The following is a 20,163-nucleotide window of genomic DNA, read 5'->3' on the forward strand; positions in this document are numbered from 1 at the left end:
TTAATATTATTATTTAAGGAGTTAATAAATATGAGTAATTCAACAGAAGATAAAAAATTTAATGTGGAGTTAATTGAGACACCATTAAAAGAGATATCAGGAACTAAAGGGATGGTACAAACTTCAACATTTGTAGGATCAGTCAATTCCATAATAAAACATATCAATAATGTAGTAAGCCAAACCACACAGCACTTATCTACAATAAAGAAGGAAATTGGTGATAAAGATTCAGGTTTAATTGAGAAAATCGATAAATTGAGAGATGAAGTAGATTCATTCACGGATTCTGACATAACAAATCCCAACACCTTTTTTTCTCCAGAGTTAAATCCACTAGGATAGAAAATAGCTAATAATTAGCAAAAATAAGAAAAAGTAATAGTCTCTAGGCTGTTACTTTCTCCACATACCATTTCAATGTAGCTAGTTGATTTTAAAATTTTAATTTTTTATAGGAATTAATATGAGTAATTACAGTATAAAAGAAAGCGAAGACAACTTTGAAGTGACAAGCGGAATGAGCGGTACCAACCGTAGAATAATAAAGGACATAGAGGTTAAAATTAAGCCTAAATCTTTTGAAGGTGATAAACAAAAGAATGCATCGGTCGATTACGTCCACAAAATTCTAGACAAACTAGTCAAAGATTTAAACGACACATTTGTTCTTAATTTGGATAACATATTAATTAAGACTTTTACAAATTATACCGAGAAAATTAGCACAAATAGTCGAGATTATATAACTTTAAAAGAAAACGTTAATAATCTAAGAGAAGAAGTTGAAAAATTAAAAATAGGAACTAGTGGTGGTGATAACATAGATGAATGGGAAGCACCAACTCACTCTGATATATTGTAAAGTGTAAAAAAAGTAACAGCCTGCTAGCAGGCTGTTACTCTTTCCACATACCATTTCAATACAGCTGGGTTAAGGAATCTGTTTTAAAACTTTCGGCATATAGTTCTCATCATGTTTTGCAAACACTGTATCTGCAAGAAAAGTACTATTATCAAACATTTTACCTTGCACAACAACACCACTTTTTTCTGAAAACATTGGTGGAAGTATTCCCTGATATTTCACCATAACGCTCTTATTAAAATCTGTCATTTGAAAAATCACTTCACTTTCGCTCCGTATCACGCTATTTTCAACGACCATTCCACCAACACGGATTGGCTTTTGATGACTTGGCAAAACTATGGCTTCACTTACTGTATAGAAAAATGAGATATTTTCTTTGAGCGTTGTTAAAACAAAAAAGACTATGCAGCTTAAAAAGCAGAAAATTCCTGAAGTTATAAGTAATCGCTTATGTTTCTTCTTCATTATTATCTCTCAGGCTTTCTAAGATTTTTTTACTTTTGATATAGCAAGAAATGGTAAAAATCAGCTCTCCGGTAATCAACGTAAAACTAATAAGGTAAGCAAAAATCACATACGTGTTCATAATATATCATTAATAAATAACTCACCTGCATCAAAATAGATTAAGCTTCCATCTCTTTGCTGCAATACCAATTTACCACTCTCATTTATATTAGCAAAAATTCCCTCATACAATTTGTCAGCTAGCTTTACACTGATTTGCTTGTTCATTTTGAATGCTCTTGTGAGCCACATTTCTCTTATAGCATAAAACCCATCAAATAGCCATTGCTTTCTTAGCTTATTAAAATTTATTATTAATTCCTTTAACAGATCCATGTTAGACACAGATTCACCGTAATTGCTAATGCACGTTGTTCCTGGAAGTGGTGCATGATTGACATTAATTCCAATTCCTATAATGAGCCAATTCGAATTGGACTTTCTTTCAAGCAATATTCCACTGATTTTTTTACTATCAACTAGGACATCATTTGGCCATTTATATTGAAGATTGAGACCGTTTATGAATGGATCTCTTGTCATCCCAGTGCTTTGACACTGGGATCCAGAAGAAAAAGTATGGATTCCAGTGTCACGCACTGGAATGACACCGCAGTGGGTTTGATTATTCAAGAAATTTAACGATAATAAAGTATTCCCTACAGCAAGAGCAGTAACAAAAGTCAATTCTGTTAATTTGCTGATGTCTTTAACTTGACTCGTTAAGCCTACTGTTATCCCAGTATCATCCGATGTCATCCCAGTGCTTGACACTGGGATCCATGCTTCTTGATTCCTAGATTCCAGCATCACACGCTGGAATGACACCGAAAGCGGGCTTTTATCGAGATAATTGTTAAAGAGGTTTACTACCAAACTTGCATAAAAATTATCCTCGGGAGAAATCCAGCTTTTTCCAGTGCGCCCTCTACCCTCTGTTTGTTTATCGGCAATAATAATAGTTTCATTAGATATTCCTTTATCAATTAAATCTAATGCTTCTTTATTAGTGCTTGAAACTTCTTTGTAGTGATGAATATGAAAGCCCTCAAATACTTCAGGGATCACCTTGTCAGCCCTTTAGTTCAATGAGTGAGTAAAGATCTTCTACATACAAGAAAAGAACGAGGTTGATCAGTGAAGCCACTGAAGTGATAATGAATAGACCCTTAGAATAAGCAACCTTATTACCACTAGCTTTATCAAAATACATAACTTTCATGATATTTAAATAATAGTAGCATGATATCACACTCGCTATTACAAGGATCAAAGACAGGCTGATAAAGCCAGAATTTATTAAACTTTTAAATATAAAAAACTTAGCGACAAAACCCGCAAGTGGAGGTATTCCCGACATCGAGAGTAATAGTATAGAAAGATGGAATGCTAAAATTGGTTGCTTTTTTCCTATACCAGATAAATTTGCAATATCACAATCGTCATCGTCAATTTGTACGAGATATGAGAATAGCCCTATGCTTGTGATGATATATATCACCAGATACATTAAGGCACTATCTGTTCCGGCTTGTGTAAAAATAGAAAGTGAAGCAAATATAAAACCAATGTGACCAATTGAACTGTAAGCAAGCAGCCTTTTTAAGTTTTGCTGACGCAAGGCCCCAAAAGCTGAGATAAGCACAGACAATGCTGAAACGTATAAGAAAATAGGCTGAACATAACTTTTTATATTTACTAACTCTTCATTCATCAATCGAATTAAAAATGTTACAAGTGCAGCTTTTGGAGCTGTAGAAAAAAACGCAGTTACTATGGTAGGTGCACCTTGATAGACATCTGGAGCCCACATATGAAAAGGAGCAATAGCAAGCTTAAAACACAAACCAATAAGAATAAAAACTAGTCCAAAAACTATTCCATAAGTTATCTGATGGTTTTGCAGAAATGAACCAAGCTCAGAGAAATTGACTTCTCCTGTATATCCATAAAGCAGCGACATTCCATATAGCATAATGCAGGAAGATAATGCACTGAGTGTAAAATATTTCACTCCTGCTTCACATGAATAAGCTGAATCTTTATTAAAGCTCGCAAGAACATACAAAGATATACTCATCAACTCAAAAGCTAAATAAAAAGAAATCAGACTATTTGCTGAAACCAAAGTTATCATGCCAAATAGCGCAAAAAGAATCAGTATTGAAAATTCATATTTATAGTCATATTTTGATAAATTCAGCATCAAAAGTATTAAAATTCCTGTGCTGAGAATTAACCCTTGGGCTGACCTGATGTATAAATTGAGTTTTAACAACGAATTAAAGAGAAAAATTTCATTGTTTTCTGCCGAAATAATTAAAACAATCAAAGTTACCACTGTGCAGCCAAGTGCTAATAAGTTGATAGTTCGGCGGTTAAATATAATTCCAAGCAGTAGCAACACTAACGAGGAGATAATAGAGAACGTTTCCGGCAATATCTGTATATAATTCATAGCGCATTATATTTGACTAACAAATTTGCCATACATGGCTTCAAATAATTCAGTGCAAGCGTTGGGTAGAATCCAAGCAAAATAACAAACACTGCAAGCAGAATTAAGACAGAAAATTCTATGCTATCCAAGCGATTATTTAATAATTTAGAATAGCTAACCCCCCATATTATTTGCTTACATAAATTCAGCATATAAACTGCGCTTAAAATAGTGCCAAGTGCGATAAATCCTGTAAAAAACCCTATGCTCTTAAACATTCCAACCATAGCCAAAAACTCACCTATGAATCCAGATGTTCCAGGTAGCCCTATTGAAGCCATTGAAAATAAAATGAACATAAAACCAAATTTTGGCATTGTGTTTACTATGCCAAAATACTTTGCAATCTCCAAAGTTCCAGTTCGAGTATATAGCATTCCAACACACAAAAATAAAGCAGCAGAAATAAGGCCATGACTAATCATTTGAAATATGCTACCCAGTACTCCTTCCTCACAAAATGAAAAGAGGCCAGCGGTAACGATCCCCATATGTGCTATTGAAGAATAAGCTATTAATTTCTTTATATCATCTTGAGCAAACGCAACTAGAGAAGCATATATCACCGCAATAATGCTCAGCACAACAACGAAATTTGAAAAATACAAACTTGCCTGAGGAAGCATTGGAATAGAAAACCTTAAAAATCCATATCCCCCCATTTTAATAAGCAAGCCAGCTAAAATCACAGATCCAGAAGTTGGTGATTGCACATGCGCATCAGGAAGCCAAGTGTGAAATGGAAACATTGGAACTTTTATTGCAAAAGAAATAAAAAATGCAATCCACAGCAATGACTGTACTTCAAGATCAAGGCTTGGCACTAATGTAGCTAATTTTTGTATACTAAACGTTCCAAAAACACTATAGATGTATACCAACCCAAGTAGAAATAATAATGAGCCAGTTAATGTATAAAGAAATAACTTAAACGTCGCATATATCCTTTGCTTCCCTCCCCAAATGCCAATAATAAAGAACATTGGTATTAAGACAGCTTCAAAAAACACATAAAAGCTTATAGCATTCAGTGAAACGAAAAAACCGACTACAAAACTCTCAAGCAGTAGAAATAATGCCATATATGGCTTGAGGGTCGTATAACTCATTTTGCAATTATAGAGCATACAAATAACAAACAAGAAGGTCGTAAGTAGAAGGAAAAGCAACGATATTCCATCCACCCCTATTCCAATATCTCTTACTGGATAGCTGACAAACTGAAAGTCCGCATTGTTATAATCAAATTCTATACAAGCTACAATGCTAAGGAAGAATGGAAGTACAGCAAAAAATAGGGCAAGGAATCTTAGGTGTATAGATTGATGATTAATCCTGATCGAGGATAAAATCAACGCTCCTATCAGTGGAAGCAAGAATATACTAAGTAACAACACCTTCTATTTAATTCCAATAATATATAAAGCACCGATTATTAAAGTAACAAACATAATAAATGCATAATCAAATATATAACCAGTTTGTAACTTTATAGAACTTTTTGAACATTCATTAACCAACCTTACAACACCATTTGGTCCAAATGAATCAATAGCCTTAACATCAAACTTCCATAGAAGCCTAGATATAAACCTTATCGGTGCAATTATAACAAACTCATACACCTCATCAAAGTACCATTTATTCTGCAAAAACTTAAGTAAAAATTTACTCTTAATTTGCCTAATTACTTGATATTGGTAAATTAGGTACGCAAGTGCTATTCCACTTAGGCTTGCCAAGGTTGGTAGTAATTTTATAAAGAAATTATGAACTCCATGCTCATCAATCACCATTAAACTTGATTTCCAAAACGCATTACTAGTTATGTTCAAAATATTTGCTCCCCACACTCCAGAAAATACCGATCCAAAAGCAAGTATCAGTAATGGTATAAGCATAATCTTCGGTGCTTCATGTATATTAATTTTACTTTGTTTTTGGCTATGGAACACAAGAAGCAATAACCTCCAAGAGTAAAACGCTGTGAAGAATGCAACAACTAAGCTTATTACAAAAGCAAAGCTATCCGTGCTATAAGCATGTTCAATTATCAAATCTTTTGAGTAAAAACCTGCAAATGGAAATATTCCAGAAAGCGCAAGAGATCCAATCCACATAAGAGCGTAAGTGTAAGGGATTTTCTTCCAGCAATTTCCCATTTTCTGAATATTTTGCTCATGATGCATTGCATGAATCACATTACCTGCACCAAGGAATAATAGAGCCTTAAAAAAAGCGTGGGTCATTAAATGAAAAATAGCAACATTGTAAGCAGAAAGCCCACATGCCATGAACATATAACCAAGTTGGCTGCAGGTTGAATAAGCAATTATTTTTTTTATATCGTTCTGAGTAATCGCAACCGTAGCTGCAAAAAAAGCAGTAAGTGCCCCAACAATAACTATTAATTCTCGTGCCACATTTGATAGCTCAAACAATGGAGAACATTTTGCTACTAAAAATATACCTGCTGTTACCATCGTTGCTGCGTGAATGAGTGCAGAAACAGGGGTTGGCCCTTCCATTGCATCTGGCAACCAAACATGTAAACCAAGCTGTGCAGATTTACCCATACAGCCAATAAAAAGTAATATGCATATTATATGAATTATTTTAAATTCACAGCAGAATGCCTTAATGTTCTGCGTGCCAAGAAGATCGGCTGTATCAAAAACTTCAGTAAATTTCAAAGAGTGAAATGTATAATAAATGAGAAAGATCCCAATCAATAGTGCAAAGTCTCCTACCCTATTCACAACAAATGCTTTAATTGCTGCATTATTTGCAGAATATTTTTGGAACCAAAATCCTATGAGTAAATAAGAACATAGGCCAACCCCTTCCCAGCCAAAAAAAAGCTGCACGAAATTATCGCTTACAACCAGCACAATCATGCAAAACGTAAATAGCGATAGGTAAGAAAAAAACCTCGACTTCCCTTTGTCATGCTCCATATAACCGATAGAATAGAGGTGGACTACTAGTGAAACGGTGGTAATAACAATAAGCATTAAGGATGAGAGAGCATCCACACTAATTGCCCAATTTACTTTTAATACACTTAATGAAAATAGAGGAAATAAACTCAAGTGATAATTTTCAGAGAAGGTGAGAAAAACATACCAAGATAAAACTGCAGATATTCCAATCCCTGCCGTTGTAACTAACTGACTTTTTCTAAAAAGTGCTGCAAATAGCGAACCAAAGAGTGGCAAAAATACTATTAATTTCAGTATATCCATCATACTTTCATTCTTTCATTAAGTTCGCTTGTTCAACATCTATATTGCCACGGCTTCTATAATATACAACCAATATTGCAAGCCCAACTCCTGACTCTGCTGCCGCAACAGTCAACACAAACATCACAAAAATTTGCCCAACTATATCATTCATAAAGGCAGAAAAAGCAACTAGATTGATATTAATTGCCAGCAATAATATTTCTATTGATAACAGTATATTGATTATGCTCTTACGGTTAATGAAAATACCGCACACCCCAATAGTGAACAAAATAGCAGCAACTATCAAAAAATGATTTAATCCTATTTCCATTCTACTCCTTTTCCAAATTTAGCCTTAATCAATTTTACAGATGAAGATTGTGTCAATTGCTTTAATACATTCTGTTTTTTAACTCCTTTTTTCTTGTCCTGCAAAGTAAGAGCAATTGCACCAACAATTGCAACAAGCAGCAGAATACCAGAAAGATGAAAAGCGTACATGTAGTCAGTGTAGAGCAAATTACCAATAGCTTTCACGTTATTGGCATTATAGTTTATAACATTACTTATATTCAGCGTTGAGCTGCGGATTACAAAACTGATAATCAGAAAAAATACAACACATAATATAGCACCAAGAGTGAAATGCTTCGCAAAACCCTGGTGCAACCTTATGTAGTCAATATCAAGCATCATAACTACAAAGAGGAATAACACTGCAACTGCACCGATGTATACTATCAGCACCATCATAGCAATGAATTCAGCTCCAAGGAGAATGAAAAGCACTGCAGAGTTAACGAAGGTGAAAATTAAAAATAACACTGCATGCACAGGATTTCTTACGCTAATCACACAAACAGCAGACAAAATGCTCAAAATCGAAAAAAAATAAAAGAAAAAAGGCATTGATACTTTAACTGCAACAATAGTTACTAATTTAAAGTAACTATCGATATAAAGTCAATATTATATTAAACGTTTGAAAACATTGTACTATAAAACCCTAGCTCCATTTTAAGTTGTTATATAGAGTGTTTCCTAAGCGTTTCATCAATACAATAAACACTTAACTTACTCTTGACTATTTTAATTTATTAACATATAATATATGTATATTAATAGTCAATGGCAGCTCAAAATGTATAACATATTTGGTTATTTTCAAAGCAATAACACTTGTAACACACAAAGTAACAAATTAGATGGAGAAAGTTATCAATACACCACAAGAGACTATATGACAATTTACTTCAATAACACACTAGCCAGTTTAGATAGATCATGGAGAGAATTTAAAGAAAAAGCGTATGGATTTGTGTATGATATCGGAGCTTGGTTGAAAGAAACATATGAAGATCTCACTGAACGACCTGCAACGCATAATCACTATACCCCAAAAGAAAAACCTCTTGTTGAAGTTGAAGAAATAGAGATGAAGGAACTAAACCGTACATATAAGCCATTCCAAACTCCACCTATCCACCCAACAAGCAGAAGTTCTGGTGCCAACACCTCAAATCAAGTTGTTGTTACTCAGCATACACCTGAAACTACTAAAACAAAATAGATGTAAAACCTTACATTTAAATATGTAGTACTTGAGTGAAGTATTCTTTAACTGTTCTATTCAATAAAACCTTTACAATATTTCAATCATAGGTTTAACTTTACAAAGTTATAATCTATAGGGCTGCAATGAACGATTATCTCTCACTGCTAAATCCAGAACAACAATTAGCTGTAACTAACATAGATGGGCCGGTTTTGATATTGGCAGGAGCCGGAACCGGAAAAACAAGAACGATTACTTCAAGAATAGCGCACATAATTAGAAACGGTCATGCTTATTCTGATGAAATATTAGCTGTTACATTCACAAACAAAGCAGCAAATGAGATGGTATCAAGGGTACTTGAGCTAACGGGCACAAACATACCATGGCTTGGCACTTTCCATGCAATTGCAGCGAAAATTTTGCGCCAGCATGCAGAAATTGTAGGATTAAACTCCAATTTTACAATCATTGGTGTGGATGACCAATTACAGGTAATAAAAAATATTATTAACGAAATAAGTCCTGATTACTTATCAGAGAAGTGTAAGACCATTATGAATATTATTCAGCAATGGAAAGAGAAATGCTTGTTGCCATCTGAAGTGGAAGACGTTCAATCATTTAGGTCAGTATACGTAACTGCACTAAAAGTCTATCACCAATATCAGGAAAGGTTGAAATTCCTTAACTCTGTCGATTTCGGTGATTTACTACTATATAATGTACAACTCTTTAATCAAAAAACTGAAATTCTCTCTTATTACCAAAACAAGTTTAAGTATGTCATGGTAGATGAGTATCAAGATACAAATGCAATACAATATCTTTGGCTAAAATACCTTGCAAAAGAGCATTCAAATATTTGCTGTGTGGGAGATGACGATCAATCAATATACAGTTGGCGTGGCGCAGAAGTTGAAAACATTTTAAAGTTTTCTGATGATTTTAAAAATGCAAAAACTGTTAAACTAGAGTGTAACTACAGGTCAACATCCCACATACTTGCAACTGCGTCATATGTTATCAATCACAATAAGACTCGCTTAGAAAAAAAATTGTGGACAACAAACGTTGAAGGGGAAAAGGTAAATCTAATAAAATTATGGGACGGAAAAGCTGAAGCAAGGTTCATAAGCGAACAGATATTAAAGCTCAATAAATACAGATTTAGTGACATTGCAGTGCTGGTAAGGGCCACTTTTCAAACTAGAGTTCTCGAAGAGTATTTTATAAAATATTCAATTCCCTACAAGATTATAAGTGGCGTAAAATTCTACGAACGTCAGGAAGTCAGGGATATAATTGCATATTTAAGACTCGTTACAAACAATAACGATGACTTAGCTTTCGAAAGGATCGTAAATCGGCCAAAAAGAAGCATAGGAGCTACAACTCTAAAGAAAATATACACGACTGCTCAGGATAACAAAATTTCTTTTTTTGAGGCAGCAAAAATATTAGTTAATAGTAATCAAGTAACCGAAAGAATTAAACTCTCACTAAATGATTTTTTAAATAAAATTAAAGCTTGGGAAGAAATAGTAAGCGTAAAACCACTGCATGAATTCGTTAAAATCGTAGCAAACCAATCAGGGTATATTGAAATGCTTGAAAATGAGGAGGTAACAGGCTTAGCACGAATAGAAAATGTCAAGGAGCTCATCTCATCTTTAAAAAATTTCGATAATGCCACAACTTTCTTGGAGCATATAAGTCTGGTGATGGAAGTGGATAATATGAATAACGATGACACCGTATATGTTATGACTCTTCATGCAGCCAAAGGACTTGAATTCCCGTGCGTGTTTCTACCTGGTTGGGAAGAGGGATTATTTCCTCATCAAAGATCTTTTGAAGATAAAAGTGGTAAAGCTTTAGAAGAAGAAAGGAGACTTGCATATGTTGGCATAACCAGGGCAAAGGAAAGGTTAATCATTTCATGTGCAGATAGGAGGGAAATTAACAACCAGTGGCAACCGATGCACACTTCTCGGTTCATTAAAGAATTGCCAAGAGAAAATGTTGAAGTAATCAAGAGTAACGCCTACTGTTGAAGCTATAACTGCAGATAAACATATCTTACAAATCTGAATTACTTCAACTATATGTGTAACCAGACTGCATTCTGTGATTTTTAGCAAAGCACGATCTTTCATTTGAGCTTTCTTCAATTTAAAATAAATACAGAAAATTGCTGCCTATAGCTAAACTGACTTAGATTTACCGACAATTTGAAAAACCGTCATTCCGCTACTAGTTAGCGCCGCGGCGGCATAGCTATAGCTATCTTCAAAAATATGGTTGAATAATTGTTAATAATAGTGTATAGTTATTAATATTTTCAAGCATTTTTGCCATGGCTCTTTCAAAATTTCTCGATCCTCGCAATGATTTGTGTTTCAAAAAAATCTTTGGAACGGAAAAAAATAAGAATATCCTGATCCACTTTTTGAACGATATTTTAGGGTTTACTGAGATAAATGCAATACAAGAAGTTGAGTTTCTTAGCACTATTATGGATCCCGAAGTTGCCTCTGATAAACAAAGTATTGTTGATGTTCTCTGCAAGGATTCTCACGGAAATAGATATATAGCAGAAATGGTGCGACCTGAAAGTCTTCGGTCATATTGTTTAAAAGGAGAGGAATTCATTCAGAAAGAAACTGAAAGGATTCTAAAACTTATTAAACCAGATGTTTTGCCATCTGAGTCTATGCATCAGTGCGAATCGGGTAACCAGTTGGTGCCGAGCGATGCGGACAATGAACCTCCTCTTGAAAAAGAAGATGCGTAATCGTAAGAGGAGCATAAACTACAAGCATCATGTGGTTGGAGGGCTAGGCTAAGTGGTATGGTGAACTTAAGTGAAGCTTCATAAGTATCGTAACGATTAAGGAGCTAAAGATGCTGATAAGCTCCGACCAAAAGGTAATGTGACATTTTTCATTTCTGGATGTACGCAAATAATCGGTATAGAGAAGTCACCTAACCCACTATTGTATGACAGAAGGAACAGGGTAAGCCTGTATTTTCGCCTATATGGCAGGCAAACCGCAAGGAATGCTGATGGATGTGCAGGTAAAGGATAATGGAGAAAGCGAATGCCATTTTGTAACGAAATGGATAGAATTTGTAACATTAATTCGCGTGAAAACGAGCAGACTTCCATTTGGTCCTTCGTGACAAGAAACTTTGTTAACCACTTAAGGTAGGAAAGCAGATGATTACAAGTAAAACTGTAAGTGCACCTACCAACAACTCCGAAGTATGGAACCAGTTATCCTGGAAGAAATGCCAAAAAGTTGTTATGAGGCTACAAAGACGTATTGTTAAGGCTGTCCAACAAGGAAGATGGGGTAAGGTGAAAACTTTACAACATCTTCTCACACGCTCTTTTAGCGGCAAAGCCTTGGCTGTTAAGAGAGTAACTGAAAACCAAGGAAAAACCACAGCAGGTGTGGATGGTCAACTTGCAATGCTAAATTTCAAGGAATAAAGCTGTTAAAACAAAGAGGATATAAACCTTCTCCGCTCAAACGAATTTATATGTATTAAATAGGACTTGATCTGACACTTAAAATAAGTAAGTTATAAAATAATAAAAGAAAGGAGTGTTAGAAATGAGTACAATACAAACAAAAATACTAAAACCAAAGCTAGGGTTATTAGAGCTAGCAAAACAACTAGGAAATGTATCTCAAGCATGCAAAGTGATGGGATACTCAAGAGATACATTTTATCGGTTTAAGGAGTTATATGAAAATGGAGGAGAGGAAGCATTACATGAAATAAGTAAGAAAAAACCGCTATTAGCGAACAGAGTTTCCGACGATATAGAAAGAGCAGTGATTGGTATAGCAACAGAATTTCCAGCATATGGGCAAGAAAGAGCTGCAAATGAACTGAGAAAAAGAGGTATAATAATTTCTCAGGGAGGAGTAAGGTCTGTATGGCTAAGAAATGACCTTGAAACTCTCAAAAAGAGACTTAAAGCGCTAGAGACAAAAGTAGCTTAAGAAGGAATCATTTTAACTGAAGAACAACTTACAGCTTTAGAAAAAGTTAAAGAACAAAGGGAAGCTCATGGTGAAATTGAGACACAACATCCAGGTTATTTGGGTTCTCAAGATACCTATTATGTGGGCAATATCAAAGGTATAGGGCTAATTTATCAGCAGACTTTTGTTGATACTTATTCGAGAGTTGCAATGGTTAAACTTTACACGGACAGAACAGCTATTACAGCTGCAGACCTCCTCAACGATAGAGTTATTCCATTTTTTGATGAGCAGAAAATTCCATTATTACACATTCTAACTGATAGGGGTACAGAGTATTGTGGCAAGCCAGAAAATCACGCTTATCAGTTATATTTGGGAATCGAAAATATCGATCATTCTAGAACCAAAGCCAACTCTCCACAAACCAATGGCATATGTGAAAGATTTCATAGAACCATGCAAGATGAGTGTTACAATATTATCTTTAGAAAGAAAATCTACAATTCTTTGGAAGATCTACAGATTGATGTTGATTATTGGTTGCGTTCTTATAATGAGACAAGGCCTCACTCGGGTAAGTATTGCTATGGCAAAACACCTATGCAAACGTTTTTTGATAGTAAATATATTGCTTTTCAGAAAAACATTAGTAGCATTAAACAAGAGCCTGATATTAGTTTTGACTACCTCAATTCTTCTGTCAGTTAATTCTTGTCTGTCACATTAAATCTTGTCTTTTACACCATTTGAATATGTTACTGAACCTGACTGCCTTCAAGCTTTGAAGGATTTAGGTTATATTTCTAACGATAAAACAACTTGTACTAAATTAAGTGATTCAGAAGAGGATTCGGACTATTATTCAGATGATTCTCGTGAAAATGAAGAGAGTCTGGCAAAGAGCCCTAACAACGAAAACTGGACTTCTACAGATCAACAGACAAGCTCAGAATTGCTAGGAGTTAGTAATTCGTCAGATAGTGAGGACTCAGAAGACAGTTCGGACTGTGATGATATTGATCATTATGATACAAGTTGTGGTACACGCCACAGTCATTTAAGATATGATAAAAACATAAACATAATACGGAAAAAAGATTCTTTTTCTTTAGCTAAAATAAAACTGAATAAAGTAGAAATAGAAAAGTACGAGAGTATTTGGGAAGAAATAGGTGAAATCCATGAAGACTTGAAGGTTTTGGGTAATTATGGTAGTGATGATGATTATGAAAAATGTGACAAGAAACTTGATGAAGTTATAAGACAAGCACTAGAACAAGAAATAATGTTCACTTTTCCATATGAAGACAATAAGTCCTTTATAGATCTTATAATTGATACATTGCAAAAACTATATTTCTCATCTGATACTACTAAAATTTATGAATTCCTAGATAAGACAAAGATATTAAAGATAATTTCAGAAGGCGCAACTTTAAATGAATTCACTCAAGAAAATCATGATGATTTTGTAAATATAATTTGCAAGGATGAAGATATTTTAAACCAAAGGGATAAAAATATTTCAAGGCTTAATAATTTAGCATATGAAAGTATTGTAAACAAAAGTAAGCAAACTCATGAGTATGACTTTAAAGCAGAAATAGATAACCGATGCTCTTGTATAGAATGTCCACAAGATAGTATTATTGAACCTGCAAAAATCTTTAACAAAGCTAAAGCTTTAAAAGATGAAGCTTTAGATTTAAAAGTCGTCATAATTAAAATTGGGGAAAATATAGTGAGAGTTGAAGGTACAAAAGATGGAAAAACAAATTACACAGATATCTTAAAAGGTAGCATTAAAATGTCTTTTACCACTGAGGTAGGAAAGATTATTATTTATCTAAGTCCTAGTAAGAAAGATGGTAATAAAATAGAAGTAGAGATTGATGAGGAAAACAAAGCAAGGCTTAACAAGTTAAAAGCTGAGAAGAAAAGTTTAGGAGAAAACTGTCTTTTGGAAGGAAAAAGTGTTCTGGAAGCTATAGAAGCTAAAGGTTTTAAGAAAAATGGTAATCTACCTACAGAGTCAATCAAGACTATTAAGGATGATCTATCTACTAATCTTACGCAAGTTCATTTGCAGCAGAATAGAGAAGTAGCTTTAGGGGGTTAAGTTATTCAGGTAAGATTTTAAGAAATTAGTTATAGCAGTATGGCTCAATGATTTTGAGTATGAGATTTTAATCTTTCCGGAAGCTCGCCACAGTGCAGTATTTACAATGGATGTGCTTTCAGGGTCAGCTACTTAAGTGGCTAAGGTATATCTAACGTAGCTTTATCTTTGCTTTCTGACAGCCTTTGTTGATACTCGTTTATCAGCCTTTCAGGCTCGTTCAATACACTCTGAATACAATATGTTGCACAATGTTATGCCAAAGAGTATAATAAACAAATACTTTAAAAGTGGTAGTAGAGGCAAAAGTGAACATTAATAAGAAGGAAAGCGCATGCTAGAGCTTGAAAAAGCAGCAAGAATAAAAAATATTATTGAAAGGTTAAAAAGCGTATGATATAATATATATAGCGTAAAGATGTAAATAATTTTATTGACATCTTTACCTTAATACTTCTTAAATGTTTAGTACTGTAGAATTAAATTACTAAGTTTTATGAGTGGAGTAAAAATGGTAGAAAGCTTTTTAGTTCAAAATAAAGACAATAATTTAATTGAGGAGGAAAAAATAATAGAAGATTTTTTAAATAATAACGGAAACGGTAGCTCAATCTTCCAAGGAAAAATCAGAGAGCAAGATTTCTCTGCGGAGCAGAAGCTAAACGAACTAAAAGCAGCCATAGAGGAGCTCAGAAGAACCGAGTGTGAGCGTCAGGCTTCTAGTTGTATCGATGAAATATCATCTCAAGCAGAACTACATATCGAAGATGGTGATGAGGATTACTTCAATGGTGAAAGAGAAAGAGTACTCGGAGATTTCTGGAGTCTCTTTGAACCTCTCTTCAACCTCTTTGAAGTAAATGTAGATGATCCGAAAATCTACCAAATGCTCAAGGAGAAGAAAGAAAAGAACCTGATTGCTGCGATAATGAAGTTCTTGCGTGACAAGCTTAAGGAGTTAATCAAGAAGATCTTCACAAGTAATTTAGATTTGAGTTGGGACAAGAGGTTGGACAAAGAGATAAAAGAATTGCAGGAGAAATTAGGCAGTGGTGAGTTGTCAGAAGAAGAGTTTGCAAGGGTGTTCGAAAGGCTTAGTTTGTTGCAGGATCTTAAACTAAAGTTACAGCTCGCCGTTACCGGATGGATTATTACAATGTTTGCAGAGATGTTTGGAGTTGAGCTAGCAGCTATAGTAGAGGCATCTACAGAAAAAGAAGGTAAAAAAGCAGAAAAAACATCATTAAAGGAAGAAGCAAATAAAGAAGTTCATAAAGACGTAGAAATAAAGGTAAATGAAAGAGAAAAGCCCGCTGTGCCAGTTTCCCTTTTTAAAGTTTCACCCGGATTTGTAAGGCCGGTTGTTCTGAGCAAACCGGAACTTGATCTTTTACCAAAACCTATGAAAGAACTAATGCCTAAAGAGGTTATAAAGGAGGAGATCCGCGAGATAAAAGAAACAAAACCAAAAGTGGAAGAAAAGAAAGAAGCGAAGCCTGAACCGAAGGTGGCTGTGTGTCCACCGAAAGTTCCGGAGAAGAAGCCTGTGGCAAGTGGGATAAAATTTGATTCTGATATATCAGAGTGTGCTAGTTCCCAAGACAGGCGTTCAAATGCTGATGTTAATGGAGGAATCACGCTTAATAATGGGGAGGAAAACAAGTCTGCTATGCCGCCCACTAGCAGACAAGGAAACAAGCTTAATAATGAGAAGAAAAACGGGTCTGCTAATTGCGTAGAAAGCCGTCTGAATGGTAGTGTTAACAAGAAATCTACTAATAAGCAAGATGACTTTGACGCTAAGCTTGCAAAAAAAGTTGCTAATTTTAAAATTGGCGTTTGGAATGGTGCTGAGAATGAAGGTTCTGTGAATGATGCTCAACCACCAAAAGGATTGACTAATGATGTAAAAGTTGAGAAATGTGTAGAAGGTCAGTCAGTAGGGAAGACATAATCATGAAAATACCAGTGTCTGGGCACTGGGATGACACCCATAACCTTGTCATTAAAGTAGCTGACACTGGAATCCAGGATGTACATTAGGTTTGATAAGTGTAGGGTTTTATGTTAGAAGGGAGTGTTTTTGATGGAAAAAAGACTAGATCCCAGTGTCTGGGCACTGGGATGACACCCATAACCTTGTCATTCCAGTGCGTGACACTGGAATCCAGGAGCATATAGATAGATGTCGACAGTTCGTCATTCCGCTACGTGTTAGCGGAATCTATGCTTGAGATACCGCGAATGAATCGCGGTATGACGTAGGGAACTTAGGGTTGCCAATGACTTGTCATTCCAGTGCGTGACACTGGAATCCAGGGGCATATAGATAGATGTCGACAGTTCGTCATTCCGCTACGTGTTAGCAGAATCTAGAAAATTGAATTTTATGAAAAAGAGTGAATAAAATTTATGCTAAAAAATATAAAAAAAGTGCTTGCATTACAATTTATTTTTAGTATATTAGTTACATAATATTTTTACTTAGGGATCAATATGCATGGTAATAACGATAAAGAAAATAGGGGTAATAGGGTGATTCCAAGCAACAGGTTTGAGAAATACACTGGTCCTAATAAGGAAATACGTGAGCAATATAGGAAAGAAATGCAGGAACGTAGCAAGCCTAGCTCGCAATTGGGTAGTAGCAGCACTACTAGTGCTGGCAGTAGTAAAGACAAAAGTAAGTAATGTTGTTTCATCATAATTTTAATGGGGGGAGTTATGGGTAATTCTACAAAAGAGCTGGTTAATGCATTTAATTTAAATAATTATTTTTCTGATAAGATCAATACTAATTTTACTGTAGAAGGTAAAAAGATTGTTGGTTTATTTGCTAGTAGTACTAATACAAAAGAATATCTGCGAGAAATAGGAGAGGAGATAATAAAGCAACAGTATGGTACTAAAGAGGTAGCAAGTAGATATTATAACTTAAACTGTTTCCCATTTGTTCTAGGTGCTAATCCTGATAAAGAGTATGTAAGTAATAGCATAGTGAAAGTGAAGCTTGCAGACTCTACAAATAATGAAGTGATTCGTAACTTGAAGGTTCATTTTGCTAATGAGTTTAAGAGGGCTGTAAAATCCAAAGTGGTTGCACGTCTACAAAAAGCAGGGATAACTAAGGAAGGAGCATCTGAATGGGTAATAGGAACTGTTAAAATAGGAGTAATAGGTAGTCCTTATCTATACTGTATAGCTTTTAGCGATGAATACCTTAAGAGGGAATGTGATTCAGAGACTTTTGAAGTGCTTAAAGGGGTGTATATTCAAGAATTTAACTCAAGGTTAAAAGAGTGTGGTCTTAAGAGCTCGGGCTTTTACGAATATAAAGATGATATGTTATATATTAAAGATGTGAGTGATAAGGTAGTCAAGAGTGTAGCAGAGTATGTTAAAAAAGAAGTAGCATTTGATTTTAGAACTCCAGGCAGCGTAGAGTATAAAGTTGAAAATTGTAAGAATATTCTTAGTGACTTAATTTTAAGATTCGCAGGGAGATTCGTTGATGCCTATGATTATGATACTTTTATAGACGAAAACAAAATAAAGAATGGGCATAGTTTTGCTCTTATACCTTTTATAGAAATGGATGATGGTCAGTTTGAAACTTTAAGTTCTAGGGATGCATCAAAAATTAATAAAGTATTTAATGGTTTTCATTGTATAAGTGATATTAGAGGCAAAACTGCAAATCCACAATTTGCTAATTGTAAAGAGCCAGTTTATGCTTTCTCTAATAAGCAGATTGCTCTTTTACTTCCTATAATCATGCAGTCTTCAATTGCATATAATGAAATAAGCGGAAGTTTTGAATTTGCAATTGATCTTGAGAATTTTAAGAGACGTGGCTCGAGTCGATCCTCCTCAACAGTAACTTCTCCATTCAATTCTCTTACACATGCAGGCCCGAGTGGGCTAGAAACACCGCCCAACCCAAGAAAAGGAAACAGAGATAGTGGTATTGGTGAGTCACCTCTGAAACTCGAGGATTTTGGTGTGCAGTCGCAAGTGAGAGTGCCTAATGGTCCAAGTTCTAGCTTAACTAAATCATTAACGACACAGGAGTTTCCCGCGCGGAGTCAGGGTGAAGAATTAGGAGGGTCTCCCAGGAAAGGGTCAGAAAAAGAAGAGTTGCTGTTCAATCCTGTAAATTTAGCTGGAACGAGTAAAGGATTTTCGCCACGGTCACATCTGAATTCTATTGCAGTTAGTTATGGTGTTTCAGGGCCATCTTCATCATTGCAATCTGTAGGTGCTGCTCAAAATGTGCGAGCAGGGACTAGTGCTTGGGATCAGCCAATAGGCGCTTGGTCATCACCGGCTCCAAGTGCAGAACCCTCGTTATGGCAACCGAGTAGACCTTCATCATGGAAAGGTGCTAATCCAGTAGAGGTTAACCCTTGGGTTCAGCAAACGAACTATTGGTCATTACAAAGCAGTAATTTAAAGGAGGATTGTAAAGAGGCTTATGAAAAAATTGTAAGTGATTCATCACTTTCAAAGGAAGAGCAAGAGTTGTTTGAAGCATTGCTTTATTGGTTTAACTTAAATAATTATGCTTTGGATCCTCCTCATACTAACTTTATTGTAAAAAATGGGAAGATTGCTAGTTTAATTGGTGATAGTGTTGATGTAAAAGAATATTTACAGGAGGTAACAGATAAAACGAAAGAAGAGTATTGTGTCAATAAGAAAGAGGCCTATGATCTCAATGAGTTTCCATTTAAATTTCTTTCTAATTGTGAGAAAAACCAAGAAACAACAGTTGTTGCTAATATAAGTCGTGGTGCCTTACTTAACTTAAAAGAACTTTTTAGTCAGGAGTATGAGGGAAAAGTAGAAATAAAAGATATCGACATTAACATCGTCAAAAAGGCAGTGAAATCTGAAAAGGACGAATGGGTAAATTTTCAGGTGCGAGAACATAGGTTATCCCCTAAAGCAGCAATTAAAACCTGTTGTCCCGACGAAAGCGCATTAGAATATATTTCAATTACAAAAGGCGAAGGTGGACACTGGATTGACCGTGATTATGATGCTTCGGAAGTAAAGTCGTTTTCGAAAGAGCGATGGCCTGCTAAAGGTACGTCAAAAGCTGAAAAGATGAAGTCCGAAGATAATAAAGACAGCGGTTACTCTTCCAGGTTCGTAACTGATGCTGAAAGCGTAAGCTCTAAAGCTGAGGCAACAACAAGTGGATTAAGTGGTTATGAGTCTATGGATTGTGAGAATACTAGAGGAGGATCGCCAAAACGTACTCTAGAGTTGAGTATGGGAATGGAAGAATTGGCAATATCCACAATATCCACAGACCTGGATGCCACTAAGGTCGAGCAGCACTCTTCCATAAAAAAATTTAGAAGAAATTGAT

At 35.1% G+C, this 20,163-nt stretch carries 17 protein-coding genes and 2 pseudogenes; 12 read left to right on the forward strand and 7 right to left on the reverse strand.

Annotation, left to right across the window (positions count from 1 at the left end):
- Positions 1–30 precede the first annotated feature (30 nt).
- Complete coding sequence (locus ACE38O_RS00760) at positions 31–345, forward strand: hypothetical protein (RefSeq protein ID WP_096560623.1); 315 nt, start codon at positions 31–33, stop codon at positions 343–345.
- 121 nt (positions 346–466) lie between these two features.
- Positions 467–865, forward strand: a complete 399-nt coding sequence (locus tag ACE38O_RS00765) for a hypothetical protein (protein ID WP_374698734.1) — start codon at positions 467–469, stop codon at positions 863–865.
- A gap of 69 nt (positions 866–934) precedes the next feature.
- Here ACE38O_RS00765 and ccmE read toward each other — a convergent pair whose 3' ends face one another.
- The 7 genes from ccmE to ACE38O_RS00800 form a co-directional block, all read right to left on the reverse strand.
- The gene (ccmE, locus tag ACE38O_RS00770; RefSeq protein ID WP_374698735.1) at positions 935–1,336 is read right to left on the reverse strand and encodes a cytochrome c maturation protein CcmE; all 402 of its coding nucleotides are present in this window, start codon (positions 1,334–1,336) and stop codon (positions 935–937) included.
- A gap of 117 nt (positions 1,337–1,453) precedes the next feature.
- Positions 1,454–2,446: a biotin--[acetyl-CoA-carboxylase] ligase gene (locus tag ACE38O_RS00775; RefSeq protein ID WP_374698736.1), complete on the reverse strand. Its 993-nt coding sequence runs from the start codon at positions 2,444–2,446 to the stop codon at positions 1,454–1,456.
- Between the two features lie 4 nt (positions 2,447–2,450).
- The gene (locus ACE38O_RS00780; protein ID WP_374698737.1) at positions 2,451–3,836 is read right to left on the reverse strand and encodes an NADH-quinone oxidoreductase subunit N; all 1,386 of its coding nucleotides are present in this window, start codon (positions 3,834–3,836) and stop codon (positions 2,451–2,453) included.
- Positions 3,833–5,275: a NuoM family protein gene (locus ACE38O_RS00785; RefSeq protein WP_374698738.1), complete on the reverse strand. Its 1,443-nt coding sequence runs from the start codon at positions 5,273–5,275 to the stop codon at positions 3,833–3,835. The genes ACE38O_RS00780 and ACE38O_RS00785 overlap by 4 nt, the downstream gene beginning before the upstream one ends.
- 3 nt (positions 5,276–5,278) lie before the next feature.
- The gene (gene nuoL / locus ACE38O_RS00790) at positions 5,279–7,126 is read right to left on the reverse strand and encodes an NADH-quinone oxidoreductase subunit L (protein WP_374698739.1); all 1,848 of its coding nucleotides are present in this window, start codon (positions 7,124–7,126) and stop codon (positions 5,279–5,281) included.
- Between the two features lie 4 nt (positions 7,127–7,130).
- A complete protein-coding gene (nuoK, locus tag ACE38O_RS00795; protein ID WP_019236815.1) occupies positions 7,131–7,439 on the reverse strand; it encodes an NADH-quinone oxidoreductase subunit NuoK in 309 nt (102 codons plus the stop codon).
- Positions 7,430–8,017: an NADH-quinone oxidoreductase subunit J gene (locus tag ACE38O_RS00800; RefSeq protein WP_374698740.1), complete on the reverse strand. Its 588-nt coding sequence runs from the start codon at positions 8,015–8,017 to the stop codon at positions 7,430–7,432. The genes nuoK and ACE38O_RS00800 overlap by 10 nt, the downstream gene beginning before the upstream one ends.
- A 232-nt stretch (positions 8,018–8,249) precedes the next feature.
- On the opposite strand from ACE38O_RS00800, the gene ACE38O_RS00805 reads away from it, so the two are divergent.
- From ACE38O_RS00805 to ACE38O_RS00850, 10 genes and pseudogenes are all read left to right on the forward strand, one after another.
- Complete coding sequence (locus ACE38O_RS00805) at positions 8,250–8,678, forward strand: hypothetical protein (protein WP_374699108.1); 429 nt, start codon at positions 8,250–8,252, stop codon at positions 8,676–8,678.
- A 128-nt stretch (positions 8,679–8,806) separates the two neighbouring features.
- The gene (locus ACE38O_RS00810; protein ID WP_374698741.1) at positions 8,807–10,720 is read left to right on the forward strand and encodes an ATP-dependent helicase; all 1,914 of its coding nucleotides are present in this window, start codon (positions 8,807–8,809) and stop codon (positions 10,718–10,720) included.
- Positions 10,721–11,022: 302 nt separating this feature from the next.
- Positions 11,023–11,268, forward strand: a pseudogene (locus tag ACE38O_RS00815) (PD-(D/E)XK nuclease family transposase); the annotation flags it as partial.
- A gap of 437 nt (positions 11,269–11,705) precedes the next feature.
- Positions 11,706–11,849: a hypothetical protein gene (locus ACE38O_RS00820; protein WP_374698303.1), complete on the forward strand. Its 144-nt coding sequence runs from the start codon at positions 11,706–11,708 to the stop codon at positions 11,847–11,849.
- A 37-nt stretch (positions 11,850–11,886) separates the two neighbouring features.
- Positions 11,887–12,162, forward strand: a complete 276-nt coding sequence (locus tag ACE38O_RS00825) for a reverse transcriptase N-terminal domain-containing protein (RefSeq protein ID WP_374698302.1) — start codon at positions 11,887–11,889, stop codon at positions 12,160–12,162.
- Positions 12,163–12,286: 124 nt separating this feature from the next.
- A pseudogene (locus ACE38O_RS00830) lies at positions 12,287–13,375 on the forward strand (IS481 family transposase).
- 73 nt (positions 13,376–13,448) lie between these two features.
- Entirely contained in the window at positions 13,449–14,786 is a 1,338-nt protein-coding gene (locus ACE38O_RS00835) for a hypothetical protein (protein ID WP_374698742.1), read from the forward strand.
- Between the two features lie 496 nt (positions 14,787–15,282).
- The gene (locus ACE38O_RS00840; RefSeq protein WP_374698743.1) at positions 15,283–16,740 is read left to right on the forward strand and encodes a hypothetical protein; all 1,458 of its coding nucleotides are present in this window, start codon (positions 15,283–15,285) and stop codon (positions 16,738–16,740) included.
- 542 nt (positions 16,741–17,282) lie between these two features.
- Positions 17,283–17,477, forward strand: coding sequence for a hypothetical protein (locus ACE38O_RS00845; protein WP_374698744.1), 195 nt, complete (start codon positions 17,283–17,285; stop codon positions 17,475–17,477).
- Positions 17,478–17,510: 33 nt separating this feature from the next.
- A complete protein-coding gene (locus ACE38O_RS00850) occupies positions 17,511–20,162 on the forward strand; it encodes a hypothetical protein (RefSeq protein ID WP_374698745.1) in 2,652 nt (883 codons plus the stop codon).
- The last annotated feature ends 1 nt before the right edge of the window (position 20,163 follow it).

This window comes from Wolbachia endosymbiont (group B) of Limnophora tigrina (genome assembly GCF_964263235.1).
In the GTDB taxonomy this organism is placed as follows: domain Bacteria; phylum Pseudomonadota; class Alphaproteobacteria; order Rickettsiales; family Anaplasmataceae; genus Wolbachia.

Excerpts from the sequence above, each read along its gene's own strand:
- ACE38O_RS00760 (WP_096560623.1), top strand. The coding sequence starts at position 31 with ATGAGTAATTCAACAGAAGATAAAAAATTTAATGTGGAGTTAATTGAG.
- ACE38O_RS00765 (WP_374698734.1), top strand. The coding sequence starts at position 467 with ATGAGTAATTACAGTATAAAAGAAAGCGAAGACAACTTTGAAGTGACA.
- ccmE (WP_374698735.1), bottom strand. The coding sequence starts at position 1,336 with ATGAAGAAGAAACATAAGCGATTACTTATAACTTCAGGAATTTTCTGC.
- ACE38O_RS00780 (WP_374698737.1), bottom strand. The coding sequence starts at position 3,836 with ATGAATTATATACAGATATTGCCGGAAACGTTCTCTATTATCTCCTCG.
- nuoL (WP_374698739.1), bottom strand. The coding sequence starts at position 7,126 with ATGATGGATATACTGAAATTAATAGTATTTTTGCCACTCTTTGGTTCG.
- nuoK (WP_019236815.1), bottom strand. The coding sequence starts at position 7,439 with ATGGAAATAGGATTAAATCATTTTTTGATAGTTGCTGCTATTTTGTTC.
- ACE38O_RS00800 (WP_374698740.1), bottom strand. The coding sequence starts at position 8,017 with ATGCCTTTTTTCTTTTATTTTTTTTCGATTTTGAGCATTTTGTCTGCT.
- ACE38O_RS00805 (WP_374699108.1), top strand. The coding sequence starts at position 8,250 with ATGTATAACATATTTGGTTATTTTCAAAGCAATAACACTTGTAACACA.
- ACE38O_RS00810 (WP_374698741.1), top strand. The coding sequence starts at position 8,807 with ATGAACGATTATCTCTCACTGCTAAATCCAGAACAACAATTAGCTGTA.
- ACE38O_RS00820 (WP_374698303.1), top strand. The coding sequence starts at position 11,706 with ATGGCAGGCAAACCGCAAGGAATGCTGATGGATGTGCAGGTAAAGGAT.
- ACE38O_RS00825 (WP_374698302.1), top strand. The coding sequence starts at position 11,887 with ATGATTACAAGTAAAACTGTAAGTGCACCTACCAACAACTCCGAAGTA.
- ACE38O_RS00840 (WP_374698743.1), top strand. The coding sequence starts at position 15,283 with ATGAGTGGAGTAAAAATGGTAGAAAGCTTTTTAGTTCAAAATAAAGAC.
- ACE38O_RS00845 (WP_374698744.1), top strand. The coding sequence starts at position 17,283 with ATGCATGGTAATAACGATAAAGAAAATAGGGGTAATAGGGTGATTCCA.
- ACE38O_RS00850 (WP_374698745.1), top strand. The coding sequence starts at position 17,511 with ATGGGTAATTCTACAAAAGAGCTGGTTAATGCATTTAATTTAAATAAT.